The 22,756-nt window shown below is 71.6% G+C and carries 21 protein-coding genes and 1 pseudogene; 13 read left to right on the plus strand and 9 right to left on the minus strand.

The window, feature by feature from the left end; genetic code table 11:
* Positions 1–3 precede the first annotated feature (3 nt).
* A complete protein-coding gene (locus tag IM697_RS16170) occupies positions 4–474 on the minus strand; it encodes a winged helix-turn-helix transcriptional regulator (RefSeq protein WP_194048381.1) in 471 nt (156 codons plus the stop codon).
* A 154-nt stretch (positions 475–628) separates the two neighbouring features.
* Between IM697_RS16170 and IM697_RS16175 the strand changes: the two genes are divergently transcribed.
* A complete protein-coding gene (locus tag IM697_RS16175; RefSeq protein ID WP_194048382.1) occupies positions 629–1,804 on the plus strand; it encodes a thiolase family protein in 1,176 nt (391 codons plus the stop codon).
* A gap of 62 nt (positions 1,805–1,866) precedes the next feature.
* On the opposite strand, the gene IM697_RS16180 is transcribed toward IM697_RS16175, so the two are convergent.
* Positions 1,867–2,643 (minus strand): TVP38/TMEM64 family protein, encoded by a 777-nt coding sequence (locus tag IM697_RS16180; protein ID WP_194048383.1) that lies wholly within the window; start codon positions 2,641–2,643, stop codon positions 1,867–1,869.
* 49 nt (positions 2,644–2,692) lie between these two features.
* On the opposite strand from IM697_RS16180, the gene IM697_RS16185 reads away from it, so the two are divergent.
* The 3 genes from IM697_RS16185 to IM697_RS16195 all read left to right on the plus strand — a co-directional run bounded on the left by IM697_RS16185 (position 2,693) and on the right by IM697_RS16195 (position 5,793).
* On the plus strand, positions 2,693–3,415 hold the full coding sequence (locus tag IM697_RS16185; protein WP_194048384.1) for a DNA alkylation repair protein: 723 nt from the start codon (positions 2,693–2,695) through the stop codon (positions 3,413–3,415).
* Between the two features lie 264 nt (positions 3,416–3,679).
* Positions 3,680–4,849: an elongation factor Tu gene (tuf, locus tag IM697_RS16190; RefSeq protein WP_194048385.1), complete on the plus strand. Its 1,170-nt coding sequence runs from the start codon at positions 3,680–3,682 to the stop codon at positions 4,847–4,849.
* A gap of 98 nt (positions 4,850–4,947) precedes the next feature.
* The gene (locus tag IM697_RS16195) at positions 4,948–5,793 is read left to right on the plus strand and encodes a spermidine synthase (protein WP_194048386.1); all 846 of its coding nucleotides are present in this window, start codon (positions 4,948–4,950) and stop codon (positions 5,791–5,793) included.
* 68 nt (positions 5,794–5,861) lie between these two features.
* Here the strand turns inward: IM697_RS16195 and IM697_RS16200 are convergent, their stop codons facing one another.
* Positions 5,862–7,175 carry an MFS transporter gene (locus tag IM697_RS16200; RefSeq protein ID WP_194048387.1) on the minus strand — a complete coding sequence of 438 codons (1,314 nt, stop codon included), beginning with the start codon at positions 7,173–7,175 and terminating at the stop codon, positions 5,862–5,864.
* A 156-nt stretch (positions 7,176–7,331) separates the two neighbouring features.
* Between IM697_RS16200 and IM697_RS16205 the strand changes: the two genes are divergently transcribed.
* Positions 7,332–7,769: a DUF4442 domain-containing protein gene (locus IM697_RS16205; protein ID WP_194049731.1), complete on the plus strand. Its 438-nt coding sequence runs from the start codon at positions 7,332–7,334 to the stop codon at positions 7,767–7,769.
* An 83-nt stretch (positions 7,770–7,852) separates the two neighbouring features.
* Here IM697_RS16205 and IM697_RS16210 read toward each other — a convergent pair.
* A pseudogene (locus tag IM697_RS16210) lies at positions 7,853–8,593 on the minus strand (UTP--glucose-1-phosphate uridylyltransferase); the annotation flags it as partial.
* 428 nt (positions 8,594–9,021) lie between these two features.
* On the opposite strand from IM697_RS16210, the gene IM697_RS16215 reads away from it, so the two are divergent.
* The 3 genes from IM697_RS16215 to IM697_RS16225 all read left to right on the plus strand — a co-directional run bounded on the left by IM697_RS16215 (position 9,022) and on the right by IM697_RS16225 (position 13,213).
* Positions 9,022–10,884: an RICIN domain-containing protein gene (locus IM697_RS16215; protein WP_228044694.1), complete on the plus strand. Its 1,863-nt coding sequence runs from the start codon at positions 9,022–9,024 to the stop codon at positions 10,882–10,884.
* Between the two features lie 52 nt (positions 10,885–10,936).
* Positions 10,937–12,496 (plus strand): carboxylesterase/lipase family protein, encoded by a 1,560-nt coding sequence (locus IM697_RS16220; RefSeq protein WP_228044696.1) that lies wholly within the window; start codon positions 10,937–10,939, stop codon positions 12,494–12,496.
* A 72-nt stretch (positions 12,497–12,568) separates the two neighbouring features.
* Entirely contained in the window at positions 12,569–13,213 is a 645-nt protein-coding gene (locus IM697_RS16225) for a DedA family protein (protein ID WP_194048389.1), read from the plus strand.
* Between the two features lie 21 nt (positions 13,214–13,234).
* Here the strand turns inward: IM697_RS16225 and IM697_RS16230 are convergent, their stop codons facing one another.
* Positions 13,235–13,765 carry a gamma carbonic anhydrase family protein gene (locus IM697_RS16230; protein WP_194048390.1) on the minus strand — a complete coding sequence of 177 codons (531 nt, stop codon included), beginning with the start codon at positions 13,763–13,765 and terminating at the stop codon, positions 13,235–13,237.
* Positions 13,766–13,874: 109 nt separating this feature from the next.
* On the opposite strand from IM697_RS16230, the gene IM697_RS16235 reads away from it, so the two are divergent.
* Positions 13,875–14,672 (plus strand): acyltransferase, encoded by a 798-nt coding sequence (locus IM697_RS16235; protein WP_194048391.1) that lies wholly within the window; start codon positions 13,875–13,877, stop codon positions 14,670–14,672.
* 1 nt (position 14,673) lies between these two features.
* On the opposite strand, the gene IM697_RS16240 is transcribed toward IM697_RS16235, so the two are convergent.
* Positions 14,674–15,534: a DMT family transporter gene (locus tag IM697_RS16240; protein WP_194048392.1), complete on the minus strand. Its 861-nt coding sequence runs from the start codon at positions 15,532–15,534 to the stop codon at positions 14,674–14,676.
* A gap of 117 nt (positions 15,535–15,651) precedes the next feature.
* On the opposite strand from IM697_RS16240, the gene IM697_RS16245 reads away from it, so the two are divergent.
* Both IM697_RS16245 and IM697_RS16250 read left to right on the plus strand, forming a co-directional pair.
* Positions 15,652–16,224: an XRE family transcriptional regulator gene (locus IM697_RS16245; protein WP_194048393.1), complete on the plus strand. Its 573-nt coding sequence runs from the start codon at positions 15,652–15,654 to the stop codon at positions 16,222–16,224.
* A 20-nt stretch (positions 16,225–16,244) separates the two neighbouring features.
* A complete protein-coding gene (locus IM697_RS16250; protein WP_194048394.1) occupies positions 16,245–16,802 on the plus strand; it encodes a YbaK/EbsC family protein in 558 nt (185 codons plus the stop codon).
* 162 nt (positions 16,803–16,964) lie between these two features.
* Here the strand turns inward: IM697_RS16250 and IM697_RS16255 are convergent, their stop codons facing one another.
* Positions 16,965–18,005 (minus strand): cation diffusion facilitator family transporter, encoded by a 1,041-nt coding sequence (locus tag IM697_RS16255; protein ID WP_194048395.1) that lies wholly within the window; start codon positions 18,003–18,005, stop codon positions 16,965–16,967.
* A 61-nt stretch (positions 18,006–18,066) separates the two neighbouring features.
* Between IM697_RS16255 and IM697_RS16260 the strand changes: the two genes are divergently transcribed.
* Positions 18,067–18,426 (plus strand): ArsR/SmtB family transcription factor, encoded by a 360-nt coding sequence (locus IM697_RS16260; protein WP_194048396.1) that lies wholly within the window; start codon positions 18,067–18,069, stop codon positions 18,424–18,426.
* A gap of 15 nt (positions 18,427–18,441) precedes the next feature.
* Here IM697_RS16260 and IM697_RS16265 read toward each other — a convergent pair whose 3' ends face one another.
* Positions 18,442–19,665, minus strand: coding sequence for a 4-hydroxybenzoate 3-monooxygenase (locus IM697_RS16265; RefSeq protein WP_194048397.1), 1,224 nt, complete (start codon positions 19,663–19,665; stop codon positions 18,442–18,444).
* Between the two features lie 73 nt (positions 19,666–19,738).
* Positions 19,739–20,146 carry a CoA-binding protein gene (locus tag IM697_RS16270; protein WP_194048398.1) on the minus strand — a complete coding sequence of 136 codons (408 nt, stop codon included), beginning with the start codon at positions 20,144–20,146 and terminating at the stop codon, positions 19,739–19,741.
* Between the two features lie 269 nt (positions 20,147–20,415).
* Here IM697_RS16270 and IM697_RS16275 point away from each other — a divergent pair, with 269 nt between their 5' ends.
* A complete protein-coding gene (locus IM697_RS16275) occupies positions 20,416–22,716 on the plus strand; it encodes an FdhF/YdeP family oxidoreductase (RefSeq protein ID WP_194048399.1) in 2,301 nt (766 codons plus the stop codon).
* Positions 22,717–22,756: the final 40 nt, after the last annotated feature.

The following is a 22,756-nucleotide window of genomic DNA, read 5'->3' on the forward strand; positions in this document are numbered from 1 at the left end:
GCGTCACGCCGCCGTCGGCCCCGCCACCGACCAGCCGGGCACCTGGGGGTGGGCCGTGAGGTCCTCGTGGCGCACCGGGTCGCCGCAGGCGCGGCAGATGACGACCGGGACGAGTTCGTTGCCGCAGATGTGCTCGATCACCATGGGGCGGTCGTCGTCCCCGCGCAGATGGCGGTCGCCCCAGGCCATGAGGGTCATCAGGACCGGCTCCAGCTCGAGTCCCGCCCGGGTCGGCCGGTACTCGAACCGCTGCGGGCGCTCGCTGTAGGCGCGTTTGGTCAGGATGCCCGCGTCGACGAGGCGGCGCAGCCGGGTGGCCAGGATGTCGCGCGGGGCGCCGATGTTGCGCACGAGCTGGTCGAAGCGGCCGTTGCCCAGGCACACCTCGCGCAGGACCAGCAGGGAGTACTTCTCGCCGACGAGCGCCAGGGCGTCGGCGATGGAGCAGGGGCGCGGATCTTTGGTGGCGGCCATGCCGCTCAGTCTAGGGGGTGGGTTCGACTTTCCAACCGATGGCCAACCCTATGGGTTTGATTTTCCAACCTTCCGAGTTATGGTGAGTTTGGATTTCCTACTCACTGGTAACCGCCCTCACGGGCAATCGCCGGCCGCCAAGGAGGCCCGCACCATGCGTGACGCAGTCATCGTCGAAGCCGTACGCACCCCCATAGGCAAGGGCAAGCCGAACGGCTCCCTGGCGCACGTCCACCCCGTCCAGCTCCTCGCCCACACCCTGCGCACCCTCGTCGAGCGCTCGGGCGTCGACCCGGCGCTGATCGACGACGTCATCGGTGGCACCGTCGACCAGGTCGGCGAGCAGGCCATGAACACCACCCGCTACGCCGCCCTGTCCGCGGGCTTCCCGGAGACGGTCCCGGCGACCACCGTGGACCGCCAGTGCGGCTCCTCCCAGCAGGCCGTGCACTTCGCCGCCCAGGGCGTGCTCTCCGGCGCGTACGACCTGGTCGTCGCCTGCGGCGTCGAGTCGATGAGCCGGGTGCCGATGTGGTCGAACGTGCCGCCCGGCAAGGACCCCTTCGGCCCCGGCATCGCCGAGCGCTACCCGGAGGGGCTCGTCCCGCAGGGCATCAGCGCCGAGCTGATCGCCGCCAAGTGGTCGATCACCCGCGAGCAGATGGACGCCTTCGCCGTCTCCTCGCACCGGAAGGCGGCCGCCGCCTGGGATCAGGGCCTCTTCGACGCCGAGGTCGCGCCCCTGGAGGGCGTCTCGCGCGACGAGTGCGTACGGCCGGGCAGCACCCCCGAGATCCTCGCCGGCCTCAAGCCCGCGTACTACGACCCGGCGTTCGCCGAGCGCTTCCCGCAGATCGAGTGGAATGTCACCGCCGGCAACGCCAGCCCGATCAACGACGGCGCCTCCGCCGTCCTCATCACGTCCGGTGAGACCGCCGACCGCCTCGGCCTGCGCCCCCTCGCCCGGCTGCACAGCTTCGCCGTCACCGGATCCGACCCGCTCCTCATGCTGACCGGGGTCGTCCCCGCGACCGAGAAGGTGCTGCGCCGGGCGAACCTGTCCCTCGGCGACATCGACCTGTTCGAGGTCAACGAGGCGTTCTCCAGTGTCGTCCTGGCCTGGCAGCAGGAGACCGGCGCCGACCTCGACAAGGTCAACGTGCACGGCGGCGCGATCGCGATCGGCCATCCGCTCGGCGCCAGCGGCACCCGCCTGACGACGACCCTGGTCCACGCCATGCGCGAACGCGGCGCACGCTACGCGCTGCAGACGATGTGCGAGGCGGGCGGACTGGCCAACGCGATGATCATCGAGTCGGTCCGACAGTGAGCGACGAGCCGGACCGGCAGTGAGCGACGAGCCGGACCGGCAGCCGGCCTGACCCGGCCCGCTCAGCGACGGCGCAGGTGGTGGCGCTTGCGCCAGGCCACCACCGCACCCGCCAGGGCGGGCAGCGCGATCGCGGCCACCGCGATCAGGAACACCGGGGACGTCGGCGTCGAGGCCCGGGCACCGGCGACGACATACGCGGCGATGTTCGGGATCGACCCGAGCGCGGTGGCGAGCAGAAAGGGGACGTAGCCCATGCGGGAGACGGCGGCGGCGTAGTTCGCGGCCCAGAACGGCACACCGGGGAACAGCCGCACCCCCAGCATCGAACGGAAGCCATGTCTGCTGAACTGGTGGTCCGCCGCCGTGAGTAGCCGCCCGCGCAGCAGCGGACGCAGCGCTTCCTGGCCGAGTATCCGGCCGAGCGTGAAGGCGAAGCCGGCCCCGATCACGGTGCCCGCTATGGCCGCGGCGAAGCCGAGCTGCGATCCGAAGAGCGCGCCCGCCGCCAGGTTCAGCAGCGGTCGCGGCACGAACGCCACCGTGACCAGCCCGTACGCCACGGCGAACAACACCACCGCGGCCGGGCCGGAGACCTGGGGCGGCCAGCCGTCCGCCAGGAGCTTGTGCGGCTCGAAGAGCAGCACCGAGGACCCGGCCGCCGCGAGCAGCACCACCAGCAGGGACAGCCGCGACCACGGCGAGAGCAGCACTCTCGAGCAGCGCACGGCGAGGCCTGCGGCCACGGGTGCCGGCGTCGGGGCGGGGACGGTGAGTTCCGTGGCGGCCTGGGACGAGGCCGTGGCGGTGCCCCCAGAGCGGGTGGTGGCATCGAGCATTCGGCGACAGTAACCGACGAAGATGTGTGATCGCCGTATGGTTCGTCTCATGGGCGTCACAGCTGCGGGAACACTGGAAGTGCCGGGCAGTGCCCTCGCCGACACGGTGCTGGAGCGGCTCGTCGCCACCTACGGCGCCGCGGCCGACCCCGACCGTGCCGCGCCCATGCGGGCGTACATGAAGGACGTGGCCCCCTTCCTGGGCCTCACCACCCCGGCCCGCCGCGTCCTGTCCCGCACCGTCATCGAGGGCCTGCCCCGCCCCGACGAGGCCGACTGCACCGCCGTCGCGCTGCGCTGCTGGCTGCTGCCCGAGCGCGAGTACCACTACTTCGCCGTCGACTACCTGCGCCGCCATGTCGCGCGTTGCTCCTCCGGCTTCCTGCCCGTGGCCCGGCACTTGATCACCACCGTCTCCTGGTGGGACACCGTCGACGCGCTCGCCGCGCACGTCGTCGGCGGGCTCGTCGCGGCCGACCCGAAGCTCACGGCGGACATGGACGCCTGGATCGTCGACGACGACCTGTGGGTCGCCCGCACCGCCCTGCTCCATCAGCTGCGCTACAAGGAACGCACCGACACCGGGCGCCTCTTCACCTACTGCCTGCGCCAGTCCGGGCACCCCGACTTCTTCGTCCGCAAGGCCATCGGCTGGTGCCTGCGCGAGTACGCCAAGACCGACCCGGAGGCCGTACGGGACTTCCTGGCCCGGGAGCAGGGGCGGTTCGCGCCGCTGTCGGTGCGGGAGGCGCTGAAGAACATCGGCGCCTGAAATCCCGTACCGCGAAAACCATTCGACGCCGGGCAGCGCGTCGGCAATGATCGACGTCATGTTCCGGCACGCCTTCGTCCTCGCAGCATCCGCGGTCGCGGATGCTCCGAAGGCTGCCGTTCCGATCTTCCTGGCCGCAGCCGACGGCGCCCGAAGCTGACCCTCTCCGGACATTCCGGCGGACCCCGCAGGGGGAGGGTCGGCGAGTCCTTGGGGTCCCCATCTCCTTCGTGGAGACTTCTGCAGAGACTTCGAGGTACAGCCATGTCCAAGACGGCATACGTGCGCACCAAACCGCATCTGAACATCGGCACCATGGGCCATGTCGACCACGGCAAGACCACCCTGACCGCCGCCATCACCAAGGTCCTCGCCGAGCGCGGGTCCGGTGCGTTCGTGCCCTTCGACCGCATCGACCGGGCGCCGGAGGAGGCCGCGCGCGGTATCACCATCAACATCGCGCACGTCGAGTACGAGACCGACACCCGCCACTACGCGCACGTCGACATGCCGGGCCACGCCGACTACGTCAAGAACATGGTCACCGGCGCCGCGCAGCTCGACGGGGCGATCCTCGTCGTCTCCGCGCTCGACGGGATCATGCCGCAGACCGCCGAACACGTGCTGCTCGCCCGGCAGGTGGGCGTCGACCACATCGTCGTCGCCCTCAACAAGGCCGACGCGGGCGACGCGGAGCTGATCGACCTCGTCGAGCTGGAGGTCCGCGACCTGCTCACCGAGCACGGCTACGGCGGCGACGCCGCGCCCGTCGTACGGGTCTCGGGGCTCAAGGCGCTGGAGGGCGACCCCCAGTGGACGGCGTCCATCGAGGCGCTGCTCGACGCGGTGGACACCTACGTTCCGATGCCGGAGCGCTATGTGGACGCGCCGTTCCTGCTGCCCGTGGAGAACGTGCTCACCATCACCGGCCGGGGGACCGTGGTGACCGGGGCCGTCGAGCGGGGCACCGTGCGGATGGGCGACCGGGTCGAAGTGCTCGGCGCCGGGCTGGAGACCGTGGTCACCGGCCTGGAGACCTTCGGCAAGCCGATGGACGAGGCGCAGGCCGGGGACAACGTGGCGTTGCTGCTGCGCGGCGTTCCGCGGGACGCCGTCCGGCGGGGCCATGTCGTGGCGGCGCCGGGGAGCGTGGAGCCGCGGCGGCGGTTCACGGCGCAGGTCTATGTGCTGTCGGCGCGCGAGGGGGGTCGTACGACGGCGGTCGCCAGCGGGTACCGGCCGCAGTTCTACATCCGTACGGCGGATGTGGTGGGCGACATCGACCTCGGCGAGGTGGGGGTCGCGCGGCCCGGGGAGACGGTCACGATGACGGTTGAGCTGGGGCGTGAGGTTCCGCTGGAGCCGGGGCTCGGGTTCGCCATCCGTGAGGGTGGCAGGACCGTCGGGGCGGGGACCGTGACTGCCGTCGAGTGAGGGTTGTTGCGGTTCGTGGGGGACTGCGGGGCCATCGTGGCTGGTCGCGTAGTTCCCCGCGCCCCTATAGGGGCGCTTCCCCCGGGCACAATGAGGAGGTGAACGACGCCATACCCGTCACCCGGCCTGTCGACTACGGCACCGCCAAACTGATGCCCGACGTCGACCGGAAGCGGGCCTGGCTGCTCACCGTCGACGGAGCGCCCCAGTCGTACGTCGACCTTGACGAGCCGACCCATCTGGAGTTCGAGTACGCCCGCCGCCTCGGCCATGTCCTCGACACCGTCGCCGAGCCGGGGCTGCCGCTGGACGTCCTGCACCTCGGGGGCGGGGCACTCACCCTGCCCCGGTACCTGGCGGCGACCCGGCCCGGCTCGCGGCAGGACGTCGTCGAGGCCGATCGCGGGCTGATGGAGCTGGTCGTCGAACACCTGCCGCTTCCGGACGGGACGGGCGTCCGGCTGCACGCCGGGGACGCGCGCACCTGGCTGGAAGCGGCCCCGGACGCCTCGGCGGACGTGCTCGTGGCCGACGTCTTCGGCGGATCACGGGTACCGGCACACCTGACGTCGGTCGCGTACGTCCGTCAGGCCGAGCGGGTGCTGCGCAGGAGCGGTGTCTACCTGGCCAACCTGGCGGACGCCGCGCCCTTCGCCTTCCTGCGCTCCCAACTCGCCACCTGCGCCACGGTGTTCGAGGAGCTGGCCCTGATCGCCGAACCGGGAGTGCTGCGCGGGCGCCGCTTCGGCAACGCGGTACTCGTCGCCGCGCACCACCCCGTCGACACGACCACCCTGACCCGACTCACCGCTTCCGACGCCTTCCCGGCCCGGGTCGAACACGGGGCGGCCCTGCGGGAGTTCATCGACGGGGCACGACCGGTGCGGGACGAGGACGCGGTACCGTCACCCGAGCCTCCCGGCGGGGCTTTCGGTGTCGGCTGAGGTGGGGTTCGCCTGTGGTCGTGTTCGGCGTGGCCTGGTTTGCGGTGCGGGACGAGGGCGCGGCGCCGTCAGCCGAGCCCGCCGACGGGGCTTTCGGTGTCGGCTGAGGCGGGGCGTTCGCCTGTGGTCACGTGCTTGGTGCTGCGGCGCAGGTTCCGTACGTCCGGTACGCACAGGACCGCCGCCGTGACCACCACGATCAGCGCGGCACAGCCCCACAGCGCCGACGTGCGTCCGAACGCCGACTCCGCCGGGCCGGCGAGAGCCGTGGCCAGCGGGACCAGGGCGACCGAGCCGAACCAGTCGTACGCGGCGACCCGGGACAGTTTGTCCTCGGGTATCTCCTGATGGAGCGCGGTCATCCAGGAGACCCCGAACACCTCCAGCATCACGCCGGTCAGGAACATCACCGCGCAGAGCGCACCGACCGGCACCGGTACGGCGAGCGCGGCGGAAGGGAGGGCGAGCGGGAAGACGCACAGGGTGCCGGCCAGGAGCAGGCGGCGTGGCTTCCAGCGGGTCATCAGCAGGGCGCCCGCGACGGTGCCCGCACCGAAGAAGCCCAGCGCCAGGCCCCACGGGCCCGCCCCGCCCAGGTGGTCCCGGGCGACGAGCGGGCCGTAGACCGCGTCCGCCGCCGCCACGACCGCGTTGGCGATGGAGAACTGCACGACGATGCCCCACAGCCACGGCCGCCCGGCGAACTCCCGCCAGCCCTCCCGCAGATCGGCGAGCATCCCGCCGCCCGGCGTACGCCTCGGAACGCGGCTCACATCGAGGAACGCCCGCATCGCGCCGGCGACCGCGAAGGCCGCCGCGTCCGCCGCCAGCACCCAGCCCGGTCCGATCGCGGCCACCATGGCGCCGCCCAGCGCGGCACCGCCCACCGCCGCGCCCTGCATCGCCATCCGGAACACGGCGAACGCCCGGCTCGCCTGCTCCCCCTGGACCGACGACAGCAGCATGCCCTCGGCCGCCGGGCTGAAGAACGCCTGGCCGGTGCCGCCGAGGGCGGTGAGCAGCATCATCTGCCACAGCTCGGCCTCCCCGGAGAGGACCAGCACGGCGAAGGCAGCCTGTGAGAGGCAGTTGAGGGCATTGGCCGCGACCATCACGCGGTGCCGGGGGAGGCGGTCCGCGACGGCGCCGCCGATCAGCAGGAACAGCACCAGCGGCAGGGTGCGGGAGGCGGCCACCAGACCCACGTCACCGCCGTCCCCGCCCGCCTCCAGCACCGCGAACGCCGCGGCGATCAGCGCACCGTTGCTGCCGAGGTTCGTGACGAACGCGGCGGCGGTCAGCAGGCTGTAGTTGCGGCCCGCCCAGGCGGGGCGGTGCGGACGGCGGTGCGGACGGCGGCGGAGATCGGCGGGGGACTTCACCGGCCGACTATCGCCGCCCGGCGTCCGGTTTGCCAAGCGAATTGCAGGTCACGTGCCGGATGCGGCATTTCGGCCCATGGTGATACGACGCTCGTCACATCTGTCTGTTCGTTGTTTCTACTCGTGGGTAACATGACGGCCATGAGCGCAGACCAGATGTCCATCGGCGAGATGCTCGCCGCCACCGTGCCCATGGCCCGGACCCTGAACCTCCAGTTCCTGGAGACCACACCGGACAAGGCCGTGGTGGCTCTGCCGGACCAGAGCGACTACCACAACCACGTGGGCGGGCCGCACGCCGGCGCGATGTTCACGCTCGGCGAGTCCGCCAGCGGCGCGATCGTGCTGGCGGCGTTCGGTGACCAGCTCTCGCGTGCCGTGCCGCTCGCGGTCAGCGCCGAGATCGCCTACAAGAAGCTCGCCATGGGCGCCGTCACCGCCACCGCGACGCTGGGCCGCCCGGCCGCCGAGGTCGTCGCCCAACTCGACGCGGGGGAGCGCCCCGAGTTCCCGGTGACGATCGAGATCCAGCGCGGGGACGGGGCCGTCACCGGTCAGATGACCGTCGTCTGGACGCTGCGGCCCAACAACTGAGCCGATCGCACGACCCACGGCAGCAGTCGGGGCCCCGCATGGGGCGGGGGCCCTGATCGCATTCCGGCGGGAGGAGGGGCGGCTCAGGCCGCGAGTCGGTCGCGCCGCGCCCCGTCGTACTCCAGCCCCGTCGCGAACTCCTTCAGCCAGGCCGCGAACTCCGGCCCCAGGTCGGGCCGGTCGCACGCCAGCCGTACCACCGTGCGCAGGCAGTCCGCCTTGTCGCCGGTGTCGTAGCGCAGCCCGTCGAAGACCACGCCGTGGACCGTGCCGCCCGTCGCCGGCTCCTGGAGCGCGTCGGTGAGCTGGATCTCGCCACCGCGGCCGGGCGGGGTGCGCTCCAGGACGCCGAAGACGGCCGGGGCGAGGACATAGCGGCCGATGACCGCGTAGTGGCTCGGCGCGTCCTCCCGCGACGGCTTCTCCACCAGGCCCGTGACCCGGACCACGCCGTCCTCGCCGGACGGTTCGACGGTCGCGCAGCCGTAGCGGTGGATCTGCTCCTGCGGGACCTCCATGAGGGCGATCACGCTGCCCTCGTGCCGGTCGCGGACCTCCAGCATCCGGCTGAGCAGGGTCTCGCACGGGTCGATGAGGTCGTCGCCCAGGAGCACGGCGAAGGGCTGGTCGCCCACGCGGTGGCGGGCGCACCGCACCGCGTGACCGAGGCCGAGGGGGTCGCCCTGGCGGATGTGGTGGATGTCGGCCGGCCGGGCCGGGTCGCGCACCGCGTCCAGCCGTACGGTTTCGCCCTTGGCGGCGAGTGCCTGCTCCAGCTCGAAGGCGTGGTCGAAGTGGTCCTCGATGGCCCGCTTGTGGCGGCCGGGACGACCACCTTGCGGACGGTGCGGACGGTGCGGGGGTCGTGTGGGGGACGATCATGCGGGCCATGCTGATACATGGGGATGGGAGCACGCCGAGAGAAGCCTCGCAGTCACCTGTGCGGCCGCGCGACATGCGGAATTGAAGATTCCGTGGACCAATGTTCTTTGGCCGTACACAACTTGACGGCGTGTTCGTCGACACCTTCGAATGCGGGTACGGATACCGCTGGTAACTTTTCTGAAATTCCCGCTTTTTGAATCTCGGTCACTCGAACTTCTTGTTTCCTGTGCGTCGCTTGTGCGAAAGTGAGCGGCCCCGATAGCCGGTCCATGACTGACGCGGCCTAGGTATGCACCAATCAGGCGCCTGCTTTTCCGACGGACGCGCATTTCCCATGGCGTCCAGCGGCTGGGAAGGAAATGGTTCAGTGCAATCCCCCCACCCCCCTCGACCGCCGTACCCGCCTCGGCCCGGGGCGAGCCCGGGAGAGTCCGACCGTGATCTCGTCGCAAGCCTGGACGAGGCCGCCGCGGACTCCCGTGCCGTCGCCCTGCTGATGGCCCGGCACTGGCGTGCCACCTACGACTACGCGGCCATCTGCCTGGTCGCCACGGAGAGTTCGGCCTCCATGGTGGCCGCCGCGGCGTTCCACCGCGTGCTCCGCCGGCCGGCCGACGGCGCGCTGCGTCCCCAACTCCTCGTCGCCGTAAGGGACATGGTGAAGGAGTGGGCGGCGGACGACCGTATTTCCGTCCTCCTGCCGGAACTCGGCAAACCCACCGGCGGTCGTGGACTGCGTGCCGCACGGCCCGCGACGCCCGAAAGGCGGCAAATCGCCGAGCGCGCATTCCAGGCCCTGTCGGGAGCCTCGCAATGCCTCCTGTGGCACACCGAGGTCGACGCGGAACCGATAACCGTACCCGCCGGTCTGCTGGGGGTGGACACGGCCACGGCGACGGCCGCGCTGGAGGAAGTGCGCGAGCAATTCCGCAGGGGTTGTGTCCGCGCCCACGGCGAACTCGCGCCCACCCGGGAATGCCGCTTCTACAACCGCCTCCTCGACGTCCCCATTCGCCGCGGCGGCGCCCTGCTGCCCGATGTCCAGCAGCATCTGATGGAGTGCCGCTACTGCCGGCACGCCGCCGAGCAGCTCAGCCATTTCGAGGGCGGCCTGGAGGTGCTGCTCGCGGAGACCGTGCTCGGCTGGGGCGCGCGGCGCTACCTCGACTCCAGACCCGGGCGGGGCGGCTCGGGAGCGTCGGCGTCCGACCGCCGCCGACGGGGCGGACGGCATCGCCCGGGGCGACCGGCCCCGGCGCGCGGACGCACGAAGGCCCTCGCCGTGGGCGTCGGACTGACCGCCCTGGCCCTGCTCGTGACGGTGCTCACCGCGAAGGGCTGGACCGAGGAGAACGGTGCCCCCGAGACCACCTGGGGCGTGCCCAGCAGCCAGACCGTCCACCCCGGCGCCGTGTCCTCGCCCGAGTCCGGCGGATCACCCTCGGCCGCCTCGGCCGAGGGCCCCGTCGAGGTCGCCCAGGGCAGGCTCCGCAACCTCGACGACGGTCGGTGCCTGGACCTGCGCGACGGCAAGGTCCGCACCGGTGCCCCGGCCGAGCTGGCGGAGTGCTCCGCCGCGGCCTCCCAGCAGTGGTCGTACCGCGACAACGGCGTGCTGCGCAGTGCCGCCGACCCCGCCCTCTGCCTCGACTCCGACCCGGACGAGGGCACGGTCGTCCTGGCGAACTGCCTCGCCCACGCCGGCGAGGTGCGCTACGACCTCACCGTCCACGGGGAACTGCTGCTGCGCCGGGCCGAGCGGCTGGCGGTCGCGGGCGGCGAGGGCGTGAGCGTGGTCGTCGCCGAACGGGACGGGACCGAGGCGCAGCGCTGGATGCTCGACGGCGGCCTAGCGGACGAGGGCGGGCAGGAAGAAGCGCAGACACCGGAGAGCGACCTCCGGAAGGACGACGACGAGAGTCGGGCCGAGGAGAAGGAGAAGGAGAAGGAAAAGGGGAAGGGGAGGGAGGACGGCATCGCGCCCGTGGAGCCGGATCGCGGGTCCCCGCACGACCCCGTCCCCGAGCCGACCGCCGCCGAGCAGCCCCCGCAGAGCGATCAGGACGGGCCTGAGGAGCACCCTCAGCCGCGGTACGGGACGCGGTACGTCCAGGCGGACTCCGGCGAGACAGCCGCCCCGGCCACTCCGGTCGACACCGTGACTTCGGTTCTTGACGGCATTCGGCCGTTTCTCGTTCAGATCATTGACACGAGTCACTCGGGTTCATAGTTTTCCCGCCGCGCCAGTGCTGTCCCATGCCCGCACAACGAGAGGTGGACCGGTGTTACGTCGTATGTCCGTCGCGCTGATGGCTTTAGCGGCCGCGCTCATCACTCCCTCACCCGCGCAGGCCGCCGACTCTCCCGTCGTGCGCACCGACGCCGGCTGGGTACGGGGTGAAACCACCGCCGAGGGCCGCCAGTTCCTCGGCATCCCCTACGCGCAGCCGCCCGTCGGCGCACTGCGCTGGAAGGAGCCGCGGCCCGTGCGGCCCTGGCACGGTGTGCGTGACGCGGGTGACTTCGGCAACAAGTGTGTGCAGAACGCGAGTTGGGACCCCGGCTACGAGCGGCCCAGCCACACCGAGGACTGTCTCGACCTCAATGTGTACGCCCCCGAGGGCGCTGCCCGCCGCGCGGTCATGGTCTGGTTCCACGGCGGCGGACTCACCCAAGGGGCCGGCCAGGACGTCGTCGCCGACACCTTCGCGCGGCAGACCGGCACCGTCGTCGTGACCGTCAACTACCGCCTGGGCGCGATGGGCTTTCTCGCCACGTCCGGCCTCGACGGCGAGGTCCGTGACGGGGTCTCCGGTAACTTCGGCATGCTCGACCAGCAGGCCGCGCTGCGCTGGGTGCGGTCCAACATCGGCCGCTTCGGCGGCGACCCCGGCCGGGTGACCATCGCGGGCGAGTCGGCGGGTGGCCGCTCGGTCTGCACTCAGCTCGCCTCGCCGACGGCCAGGGGCCTGTTCCGCGCGGGGATCATCCAGAGCGGGGCGTACGAGGACTGCGGTGGCCGTACCCACGAGACCGCCCTGGCCCAGGGTGCCGCCTTCGCCGAGAAGCTCGGCTGCGCCGACCTGGCCTGTCTGCGCGCCAAGCCGGCCGCCGAGATCCTGGCCGCGCAGAACGGGTTCGACTGGGCACCGGTGGTCGGCGGCGCCTTCCTGCCGAGGCAGCCGAAGGAGGCGTTCGCACAGGGGGCCGCGGCCGGTGTGCCGGTCATGAACGGGGCCAACCAGGACGAGGGCCGGCTGTTCGCCTTCGCCCGCTTCGACGGGAGCGGCGCCCCGCTCACCGCCGACCAGTACCCGACGGTGATGCGGGAGGACTACGGCGAAGAGGCGCTCAGGCGCTACCCCCTGTCGTCGTACCCGTCACCGACCATCGCCTACGCCACCGCCCTGGGCGACCAGCTGTTCGCCTGCCCGGCGCTCCGCCTCGACGCCGCGCTCGCCGGACGCGGCGAGGTCTACGCGTACGAGTTCGCCGACCGCACCTCCCCGCCCTTCGCCTCGCTGCGCAACCTCGGCACCGACTTCGACTTCGGCGCGACCCATGTCAACGAGGTGCAGTACCTCTTCAAGCACTTCGGTCTGCGGACCCCGCTGAACGCCGAGCAGCGGACGCTGTCCCGGCAGCTGGTCCAGTACTGGGGCTCGTTCATCCGGGACGGCGTACCCCGGGCGGCGGGGCAGCCCGCGATGCCCGCCGGTCCCGCCGGCACCGTGCTCGCCCTGCGCACCGCGTCCGCCGGCGGGAATGTGCTGAGCGCCACCGTGCACGGTGAGCACCTGTGCAACCTGTGGGACGACGAGAGCGTCACACAGACCGGGTAGGCTTCCCCGGCGCACGCCCCCCACTGGGCGTGCGCCGGGAACACAGGGTCCAGGACACGAGAGGAAGCGGCGTTGCACGTCCAGGAATGGCTCGAAACGGTGCCCCCGCTGGCCATCTATCTGCTGGTCGGCCTGGTCATCGGACTGGAGAGCCTGGGCATTCCGCTGCCCGGCGAGATCATCCTGGTCTCCTCGGCGCTGCTCGCCTCACAGCACGGTGAGATCGACCCGTTCGTCCTCGGCGCCTGTGCCACCGCGGGCGCGATCATCGGCGACTCCATCGGCTACGCCATCGGCCGCAAGGGGGGTCGCCCCTTGCTGGCCTGGCTGGGCGGCAAGTTCCCCAAGCACTTCAGCGAGGCCCATATCGCGACCGCCGAGCGGTCCTTCCAGAAGTGGGGCATGTGGGCCGTCTTCTTCGGCCGCTTCGTCGCCCTCCTGCGCATCTTCGCCGGCCCGCTCGCGGGCGTGCTGAGGATGCCGTACTGGAAGTTCCTGACCGCGAACGTCTTCGGCGGCATCCTCTGGGCGGGCGGCACGACGGCGGTCATCTACTACGTCGGCGTGGTCGCCGAGTCCTGGCTGAAGCGCTTCTCGTGGCTCGGCCTGGTGGCGGCGGTCCTGATCGGTCTGACGTCGATGCTGATCATCAAGCGCAAGGCGAAGAAGGCCCAGACGGCACACCGGGAGCCGGAACCTGTGGGAGCCGGGGAGTAAGACGCCGTTGAGGGATGACCTCTAGTCCCCGTGCTCTTCCCGATGTGCCTTGGCCAACTCCGCGTACATCGTTCCGTTGAGCGTCACACCCTGACGCTCTTCGTCACTCAGCTCCCGCCTGACCTTCGCGGGAACACCCGCCACCAGCGACCCAGGCGGCACCTGCATCCCCTGCGGCACCAACGCCTGCGCGGCGACCAAGGACCCCGCCCCGATCACCGCACCGTTCAGCACGGTCGCCCCCATGCCGATCAAGCAGTCGTCCTCCACCGTCGCACCGTGCACGACGGCGTTGTGACCGACCGACACCCGTTCCCCGATACTCACGGGGAACCCGGGGTCGGCGTGCAACGTGCAGTTGTCCTGGATGTTGGACCGGGCCCCGACGGAGATCCGCTCCACGTCACCCCGCACCACCGCGCCGTACCAGACGCTCGCGCCCGCCTCCAGCGTCACGTCCCCGATCACCACGGACGTGGGGGCCACGAAAGCCTCTCCGTCGATCTTCGGCTCTCTGCCGCCGATGCCTTTGATCAGTGCCTGACGCGTCATCACCGTCTCCCGTCGTCCGCGGTACACCGGAACGTTACGCCACGCGGTAGGGCGAAGATCACAGGCCCCGCACCTCATGAGGGCCCCGTACGGTCAGTACGGTGAAGCGGTGTCCAAGCGCAAGAACACGTTCTCGTCCTGGCGCCGCGGCCTCACGCAGCGCGCGGTGCACGCCGCCTGGGCCTGGGCGCAGCGCACGGGTTCGGTGACGGCCGAGCACCCCGGCCGCTTCCGCTTCGGCTCGATCGGCGAAGCCACCCGCCTCGCCTTCCCGTTGGGCACCGTCTTCGGCGAACCCTGGATCCACCTCGGCTCGCACTGCATCGTCGGCGAGCAGGTGACGCTGACGGCCGGCCTGATGCCCGACCTCGACCTCGGTCCGGAGCCGATCCTGCGGATCGGCGACGGCGTCGTGCTGGGCCGCGGCAGCCATGTCATCGCCGACACGACGGTCACCATCGGCAGTGACTGCTACTTCGGGCCGTATGTCTACGTCACCTCCACCAACCACTCCTACGACGATCCCCACGAGCCCATCGGCAAGCAGTGGCCGCGGATGGAGCCGGTCGAGATCGGCCCGGGGTGCTGGATCGGCACCGGCGCCGTGATCCTGCCCGGGGCGCGGATCGGGCGGAACGTCGTGGTCGCGGCCGGTGCCGTGGTCCGGGGCGCGGTGCCCGACCATGCCGTGGTGGCGGGGGCGCCCGCCCGGGTCGTACGGCGCTGGACGCGCGACGAGGGCTGGCAGCCGCCGCTGCGGACCCCGGCGCCGGTGCCGATACCCGACGGGGTCACCCCCGAGCAGCTCCAGGCGCTGGCCGAGTTGGACGAGGAGACGGCGGCGAAACTGGCGGAACTGGACGAGCGGGCTGCGGCCCGGCTCGCCGAGGTGGACGCCGAGTCCTGAGTCAGCCGGCTGCCAGCAGCACCGTGCCCACCAGCGCCAGGCCCGCGCCGGCCGCCTGCACCGCCAGCAGCCGCTCCCGTAGGAAGCCTCGCGCGGCCAGGGCCGTCACCACCGGGTACAGCGAGGCGAGCACGGCGGCCACCGTCACCGGGCCGTGCTGGGCGGCCACCACATAGGTGCCGTTCGCCGCCACGTCCGCGAGGCCGACGAAGCCGAGCGCGGGCAGTGAACGCCAGGGGAACGCGCCGCCGTCGGGGAGGGCGGCGACGCCGCGCCGCGCGGAGGCGTATAGCGCGACACCGCCCGCCACCACGTTGACCACCCGCTGGACGAAGAGCGCGAGGAACAGGCCGGTGACCGTGGTCGACGCCTCCGCGATCAGGGCGAACACGGTGCCGAAGCCGAACGCCGCGATCAGCGTGAGCACGATGGCCTGCCGCTGCACGGGAGCGCCCCGAAGCTGCGGTCCGCCCGCGAGCACCACGCCGAGCACGGCGACCGCGATCCCCGCGACCTGCACCAGCCCCGGACGCTCGCCGAGGAAGAGGCCCACGCCGACCGGGACGGCCACGCCCGCGGTGCCGAGCGGCGAGACCACGCCCATCGGGCCGAGTGCGAGCGCCTTGTAGAAGCAGATCAGGGCGATCGGGCCCACCACTCCGGCGGCGGCCGCGAACCACAGCCGGTCGCCGGCCTCGCTCCAGGCGCCGGTGGCCACCACGATCACACCGAGCACGGCCGCCGCGATCGCCTGCGAGACGACGACCACGGTCAGCGCCGGGGTGCGCCGGGTCAGCAGTCCGCCGCCGAAGTCGGCCAGTCCCCACAGCAGGCTGGTGGCCAGGGCGAAGAGTGCTGTCACGGAGGCCTCGCAGTACAGTTCGGTGCACGATCGGGTGCACCTCACCGTAGTGCAGCGTACTGGACCCTGTCATCCAGAATATTGGACTCCGGAATTTCGAATGGAATTGGACGGAATGTGTCGGACCTCGACCTGCTGACCCAGTCCCTCGCGCGCAATGTCAAGCACTGGCGCGCGGTGCGCGGCTTCACGCTGGACGTGCTCGCCGCCCGGGCCGGTGTCAGCCGCGGCATGCTCATCCAGATCGAGCAGGCACGCACCAATCCCAGCCTCGGTACCGTCGTCAAGATCGGCGATGCGCTCGGGATCAGCATCACCACCCTCCTCGACTACGAGCGCGGCCCCAAGGTCCAGATCGTGCCGGCCGAGCGGGCCGTACGGCTGTGGAGCACCGACGCCGGAAGCTACAACCGGCTGCTCGCGGGCGCCGAGGCCCCCGGGCCGCTGGAGATCTGGGACTGGTGCCTGATGCCGGGCGAGAACAGCGCCTCGGAACCCCATCCCGCGGGCACCGTCGAGCTGATCCATGTCACGGCCGGTGACCTGACACTGACCGTCGACGGCGTGGACCATCAGGTGCCGACCGGAGCGAGCGCCTCCTTCGAGGCCGGCAGCCCGCACACATACGCCAATCAGGGCACCGTGCCGATGGAGATGATCATGGCTGTCTCGGTGCCGCCCGTGCAGTGAGCGGCTGTTACGGTGCGGGCATGGACGCACCCATCGGACGCTTCGACCACGCCACCGCCGCCCCCGACTGCCTCGACGAACTCATCGGCCCGGTCGCCGACGCCGTACGCCACTGGCAGGGCAGCGTCCCCGCCGACCAGATCGTCCACGTCGAGACCGATCCGCGGTGGGCCGACACCGCGGTCTTCGTCGAGCACTACGGGCAGGAGTTGCTCGAACAGTCCGCGAACTGCGTCGTCGTCGCCGGCAAGCGCGGCGGCGAGACGACGCTGGCCGCGTGCGTCGTGCTCTCCACCACCCGGGTCGACGTCAACGGCGTGGTGCGCCGCCAACTCGGGGCCCGCAAGGCGTCGTTCGCCTCGATGGACACCGCGACCGGCGAGACCGGCATGGAGTACGGCGGCATCACCCCGATCGGACTGCCCGACGGCTGGCCGGTGCTGGTGGACTCGGCCGTCGTCGACCTGCCCTACGTCCTGGTCGGCAGCGGACGCCGACGCGGCAAGCTGCTGGTGCCGGGGAAGGCGTTCGCCGAGCTGCCCGGGGCGGTCGTACTCGAAGGGCTCGGCGTCGCCTGAGCCGGTGTCACGCCGTCGTGTGGTGGGCGAGGGCGAGGGCGAGGTGCGGGTCGGTTTCGTCCGGTGTCGGTGCTGGGTCGGGGTGGACGAGTGCTGTGGTGGGTCGTGGGGTGGTGTGCGGCAGGGCGTGTTTTGAAGGGCTTGGTGTCGTCTGGGCTGGGGTCACGCTGTCGTGTGGTGGGCGAGGGCGAGGTGCGGGTCGGCTTCGCCCGGCGTTGGTGCCGGGTCGGCGTGGACCAGTGCTGCGGTGAGCCGCGGGATGGCGTGCAGCAGGGCGTGTTCGGCGTCCACGGCGATGGCGTGCGCCTGCCGTACCGTCGCCTCGCCGTCCACCACGACCGCCACCTCGGCGCGCAGCCGGTGCCCGATCCAGCGCAGCCGCAGTTCACCCACCTCGCGCACGCCCGTGACCTCCCGAAGCGCCCGCTCGGCCCGGTCCACCAGGGCCGGGTCCACGGCGTCCATGACCCGCCGGAACACCTCGCGCGCCGCGTCCCGCAGCACCAGCGCGATGGCGGCCGTGATCGCCAACCCCACGATCGGGTCCGCGAGTTGCCACCCGAGCGCCGCGCCACCGGCGCTCAACAGGACGGCCAGTGAGGTGAATCCGTCGGTGCGGGCATGCAGTCCGTCCGCGACCAACGCCGCCGACCCGATGGCACGACCCACCCGTATCCGATACCGGGCCACCCACTCGTTGCCCGCGAACCCGACGAGCGCCGCGACCGCCACGGCCGGGATCCGCTCCACGGGCCGCGGGTCGAGGAGACGGTCGACGGCCGTCCACGCCGCGAAGGCCGCGGACGCGGCGATCGTCAGCACGATGGCGATGCCCGCGAGGTCCTCGGCCCGGCCGTAGCCGTAGGTGAAGCGGCGTGTGGCCGCGCGCCGGCCCAGTACGAAGGCGATCCCGAGCGGTACGGCGGTCAGCGCGTCCGCCGTGTTGTGCACCGTGTCGCCGAGCAGCGCCACCGATCCGGAGGCGACCACCACGACCGCCTGGGCGAGGGCCGTCGCACCGAGGACCGCCAGCGAGACCCACAGGGCGCGCATGCCGCGGGCCGAGGACTCCAGGGCGGAGTCGAGCTTGTCGGTCGATTCGTGGGAGTGGGGTTTGAGGAGGTGGGTGAGGCGGTGGCGATGACGGTGATGGTGCCCATGCCCATGCCCATGGCCATGGCCGTGCTCGTGCCGGTCGCTCACGGCGGTCCCCTTCCGGTGCGCGGTAGTGGACGCGGGCCGCCCACGACGCCATTATGTGCGTATGAGCGCACGCATGCACCTATCACCTGCGCACGATGCGCACCCGCGTACCCCGGGCGAGGAGCAGTTCGCGCTCGCCGCCGAACTCCTCGCCCTGCTCGGCGACCGCACCCGCCTCGCGCTGCTGCACGTCCTGACGGCCGGCGAGGCCGATGTCACGACGCTCACCGAGGCGTGCGGGGCGGCGCGTCCGGCCGTCAGCCAGCATCTGGCCCGGCTGCGGCTCGCGGGGCTGGTGAACACGCGCAAGGAGGGCCGCCGGGTGGTCTACTCCCTGCGCGACGGCCATCTGCGCCGGCTCGTCGACGAGGCGCTGAACGTGGCGGACCACCGGCTCAGCGACCGGCCGCCGCACGACTGACGTACTCGGGCTCGGTCAGTGCCCGGCGTTCCTGCCCAGGTACTGCTCCGCGAACGCCATCGCGGCCGTGGGGGAGTCGAAGAGGCGGCGCAGACGGGCGAGGGTGGTGCCCGCGCGGTACGGGTCGCCCGACGACGTGCCGTGGTAGACCTCGGAGAGCCAGTGGGAGAACTCCTGGCAGTCCCACACCCGGTTCAGACAGGCCGCCGAGTAGCCGTCCAGTGCGGTGCCGTCGCCCTTGGAGAGGTGCGCCACGAGGCCGTCGCCGAGCAGGAAGGCGTCGTGCAGGGCGAGGTTCATGCCCTTGGCGGCGATGGGGGCGGTCAGGTGGGCGGCGTCGCCGGCCAGGAAGAGGCGGCCGAACACCATGGGCTCGACGACGTAGTTGTGCATGTCGAGGACGCGCTTCTCGATCAGCCGCCCCTCCGTCAGCGGCGGCACGCCGTCGGCCTGGAGGCGCTGCTGCAGCTCCGTCCAGACCCTGTCCTGCGACCAGTTCTCCGGGTCGTCGCCGGGTGGGCACTCGAGGTAGTAGCGGGTGACCTCGGCGCTGCGCGGCATGTGCCCGGCGAATCCGCGCGGATGCATGCCGAACAGGACGCAGTCGGAGGACGGCGGCGCCTCCGCGAGCAGCGCCAGCCAGCCGATGCCGTAGTCGCTGCGGGAGACGCGGGCCCGGTCGGCGGGCAGCGCGTCGCGCGTCACGCCGCGCGCCCCGTCGCAGCCCGCGACGAAGTCGCAGTGCACGACCTGGCGTTGCCCGGTCTCCGGGCAGGTGTACGACACCGAGGGGTGGTCGGTGTCGACATCGTGCAGCTCCACGTCCCGCACCCCGAAGCGGATGGCCCCGCCGCGCACATCGGCGTACTCGCGCACCAGGTCCGTCACCAGCAACTGCTGTGGGTAGACCCAGTGATGAACGCCCGTCAGCTTGGCGTACTCGAACCGGTAGCGCTCCCCGGCGAACCGGAACTCGCACTCGGTGTGCCGCTGGGCCCGCGCCAGCAGGTTGTCCGCGAGACCCCGCCGCTGGAGTCCGCGCACGGCCCCCTCCTCGAGCACCCCGGCCCGCGGCCGCCGCTCGATGAACTCGCGGGTCTCGACCTCCAGGACCAGGCAGTCCACGGAGGCCGCCCGCAGGATGTTGCCGATGGTGAGACCGGCCGGTCCGGCGCCCACGACGACGACCGGAAAGCGCTGCGCGGGGCTGGAGTTGAGGTGGGGGGAGGTGGAAGTCACCCGAGCATTATGCGGGCGCCGATGTGGGGAGGGGAGGGTTCCGGGCGACGCCGGATGGTCCGGGCGCCACCCCCTAGCCCAGGCGGGGGATCTCGATCGCCGGGCAGCGGTCCATGACCATCTCCAGGCCCGCCGCGCGGGTGCGGTCGTACGCCGCCTCGTCGATCACGTCCAGCTGGAACCACACCGCCTTGGCCCCCTTGGCGACCGCCTCGTCGGCGACCGGTCCCGCGAGGTCGCTGTTCACGAACACGTCGACCACGTCCACGTCGAAGGGGATGTCCGCCAGGGAGGCATAGCCGGGCTCGCCGTGGACCGTCTCCGCCTTCGGGTGCACGGGCACGATGCGCTTGCCGAAGCGCTGCAGGACGCCGGCGACCCCGTACGCCGCGCGTCGCTGGTTCGTCGACAGGCCCACGATGGCCCAGGTGTCGCCGAGCTCGGTCAGGATCCTGCGGACTGTCGCCGGGTCGCCGTACACGCTCGGCCTCCTTGGGGTCGGTGCGAGGGCTGGTGTCCTGGGCAACAGCGGGCCGGGTGCGGTGATTCCCCGGGGCGGTCCTCAATCCGTGATCATGCCGTCCACGAGATCGGCGCACGCGGGCCGTTCCCTTGACAGAAGGTCGGCAGCCGGGCTTTCTTAGACTCGTTGCTGGTTGCGTATCACGATACTTATTGTGTAGTTCGCAACGGGCTCGCGACGAGCAACGAGTGGGTCCGTCTTCCCTACACCGCGGAGTAGCGCTACCGATGACTCGTAAGCCACCTGCTGAGGACCCCGGCGACGCCCGTCTGCGGGTCGGCCCGCCGAAGGAGTACGCCGCCGGCGTCCCCGCGGTCACCTCCTCGCTGCGGCACGCCGGCGAGCAGATGGGGGTCCGGCGCAGCCTGCTCACTCTGCTCCGGGTGAACCAGAAGGAGGGCTTCGACTGCCCGGGCTGCGCCTGGCCCGAGCCGGACCACCGGCACAGGGCGGAGTTCTGCGAGAACGGGGCCAAGGCCGTGGCTGAGGAGGCCACCGTACGCCGGGTCACCCCGGACTTCTTCGCCGAGCACACCCTGGAGGATCTGCTCCCGCGCAGCGACTACTGGCTCGGGCAGCAGGGACGTCTCACCCACCCCATGTACCGTCCGGCCGGCGCCGACCGCTACCGGCCGATCTCCTGGGACGACGCCTTCGCCCTGATCGCCCGCGAACTCGCCGCGCTCGACCACCCCGACCAGGCCGCCTTCTACACCTCCGGGCGGGCGAGCAACGAGGCGGCGTTCCTCTATCAGCTCTTCGTCCGCGGCTTCGGCACCAACAACCTGCCGGACTGCTCCAACATGTGCCACGAGTCCAGTGGCTCGGCCCTGGTCGAGACGATCGGCATCGGCAAGGGAAGCGTCAGCCTGGAGGACCTCCACGAGGCCGACCTGATCCTGGTCGTCGGCCAGAACCCCGGCACCAACCACCCCCGCATGCTCTCCGCGCTGGAGGAGGCCAAGCGGCGGGGCGCCCGCGTCATCGCGGTCAACCCCCTGCCCGAGGCCGGCCTGCTCCGGTTCAAGAACCCCCAGAAGCCCTCCGGCGTCATCGGCGGCGGCACCCAGCTCGCCGACCGGTTCCTGCAGATCAGGCTGGGAGGCGATCAGGCGCTGTTCCAGGCCTTCAACCGGCTGCTGCTGGAGGCGGAGGACGACGATCCCGGCATCGTCCTCGACACCTCCTTCATCACCGCGCACACACACGGCTTCGAGGAGTTCGCCGAGCAGGCCCGCAAGACCTCCTGGGCGGACGTCCTGGAGGCCACCGGGCTGTCCGAGACCGAGATCAGGGACGCGTTCCGGGATGTCCTCGCCGCCGAGAAGACCGTCGTCTGCTGGGCGATGGGCCTCACCCAGCACCGCCACTCCGTCCCGACCATCCGCGACGTCGTCAACTTCCTCCTCCTGCGCGGCAACATCGGCCGCCCCGGCGCGGGGCTGTGCCCGGTGCGCGGCCACTCCAACGTGCAGGGCGACCGGACCATGGGCATCTACGAGAAGCCCAGCGAGGACTTCCTCGACGCGCTCGGCGCCGAATTCGGCTTCGCACCGCCCCGCCATCACGGTCACGACGCGGTCGAGACCATCCGTGCCATGCGCGACGGCGACGTGAAGGTCTTCGTGGGACTGGGCGGCAACTTCGTCGCCGCCGCCCCCGACACCGAGGTGACGGAACAGGCGCTGCGCAACTGCCGGCTCACCGTACAGATCTCCACCAAGCTCAACCGTTCCCACGTGGTCACCGGGGAAGAGGCGCTCATCCTGCCCTGCCTGGGCCGCACCGAGGCCGACCTGAGGCCCTCGGGGCCCCAGTCGGTGACGGTGGAGGACTCCATGGGCATGGTGCACCTGTCGCGAGGACGGCTCGCGCCCGCCTCCGGACACCTCCTCAGCGAGGTGGCGATCATCTGCGGGATGGCGCGGGCCGCGCTCGGCGCCCGCGAGCCCCGTGTGCCCTGGGACGACTTCGCGGCCGACTACGACCGTGTCCGCGACCGCATCGCCCGTGTGATCCCCGGCTTCGAGGGCTTCAACGACCGGGTGCGCCGACCCGGCGGCTTCGCCCTGCCCCACCCGCCCCGCGACGAGCGCCGCTTCACCACCGCCACCGGCCGGGCCAACTTCACCGCGAACCCGGTGGAGTTCCCGCGCGTACCGGAAGGCCGCCTGCTGCTGCAGACCCTGCGCTCGCACGACCAGTACAACACCACCATCTACGGACTGGACGACCGCTATCGCGGCATCCACCAGGGACGCCGCGTGCTGTTCGTGCACCGGGACGACCTCGCCGCGCGCGGCCTGGCCGACGGCGACCTCGTCGACATCGTCAGTGAGTACGAGGACGGGGTGGAGCGCAGGGCGCCGCGCTTTCGCACGGTCGCCTTCCCGACGCCCCGTGGCTGCTGTGCGGCGTACTTCCCGGAGACCAACGTCCTGGTGCCGCTGGACTCGACAGCGGAGACCAGCAACACCCCCACGTCCAAGTCCATCGTGGTCCGGCTGGAACCCTGCGCCGGGGTGTGAACCGAGGGAGGTCGGGGTGGCAGGCGCCTTCACGCTGGCC

Source organism: Streptomyces ferrugineus, assembly GCF_015160855.1.
GTDB classification, from domain to species: domain Bacteria; phylum Actinomycetota; class Actinomycetes; order Streptomycetales; family Streptomycetaceae; genus Streptomyces; species Streptomyces ferrugineus.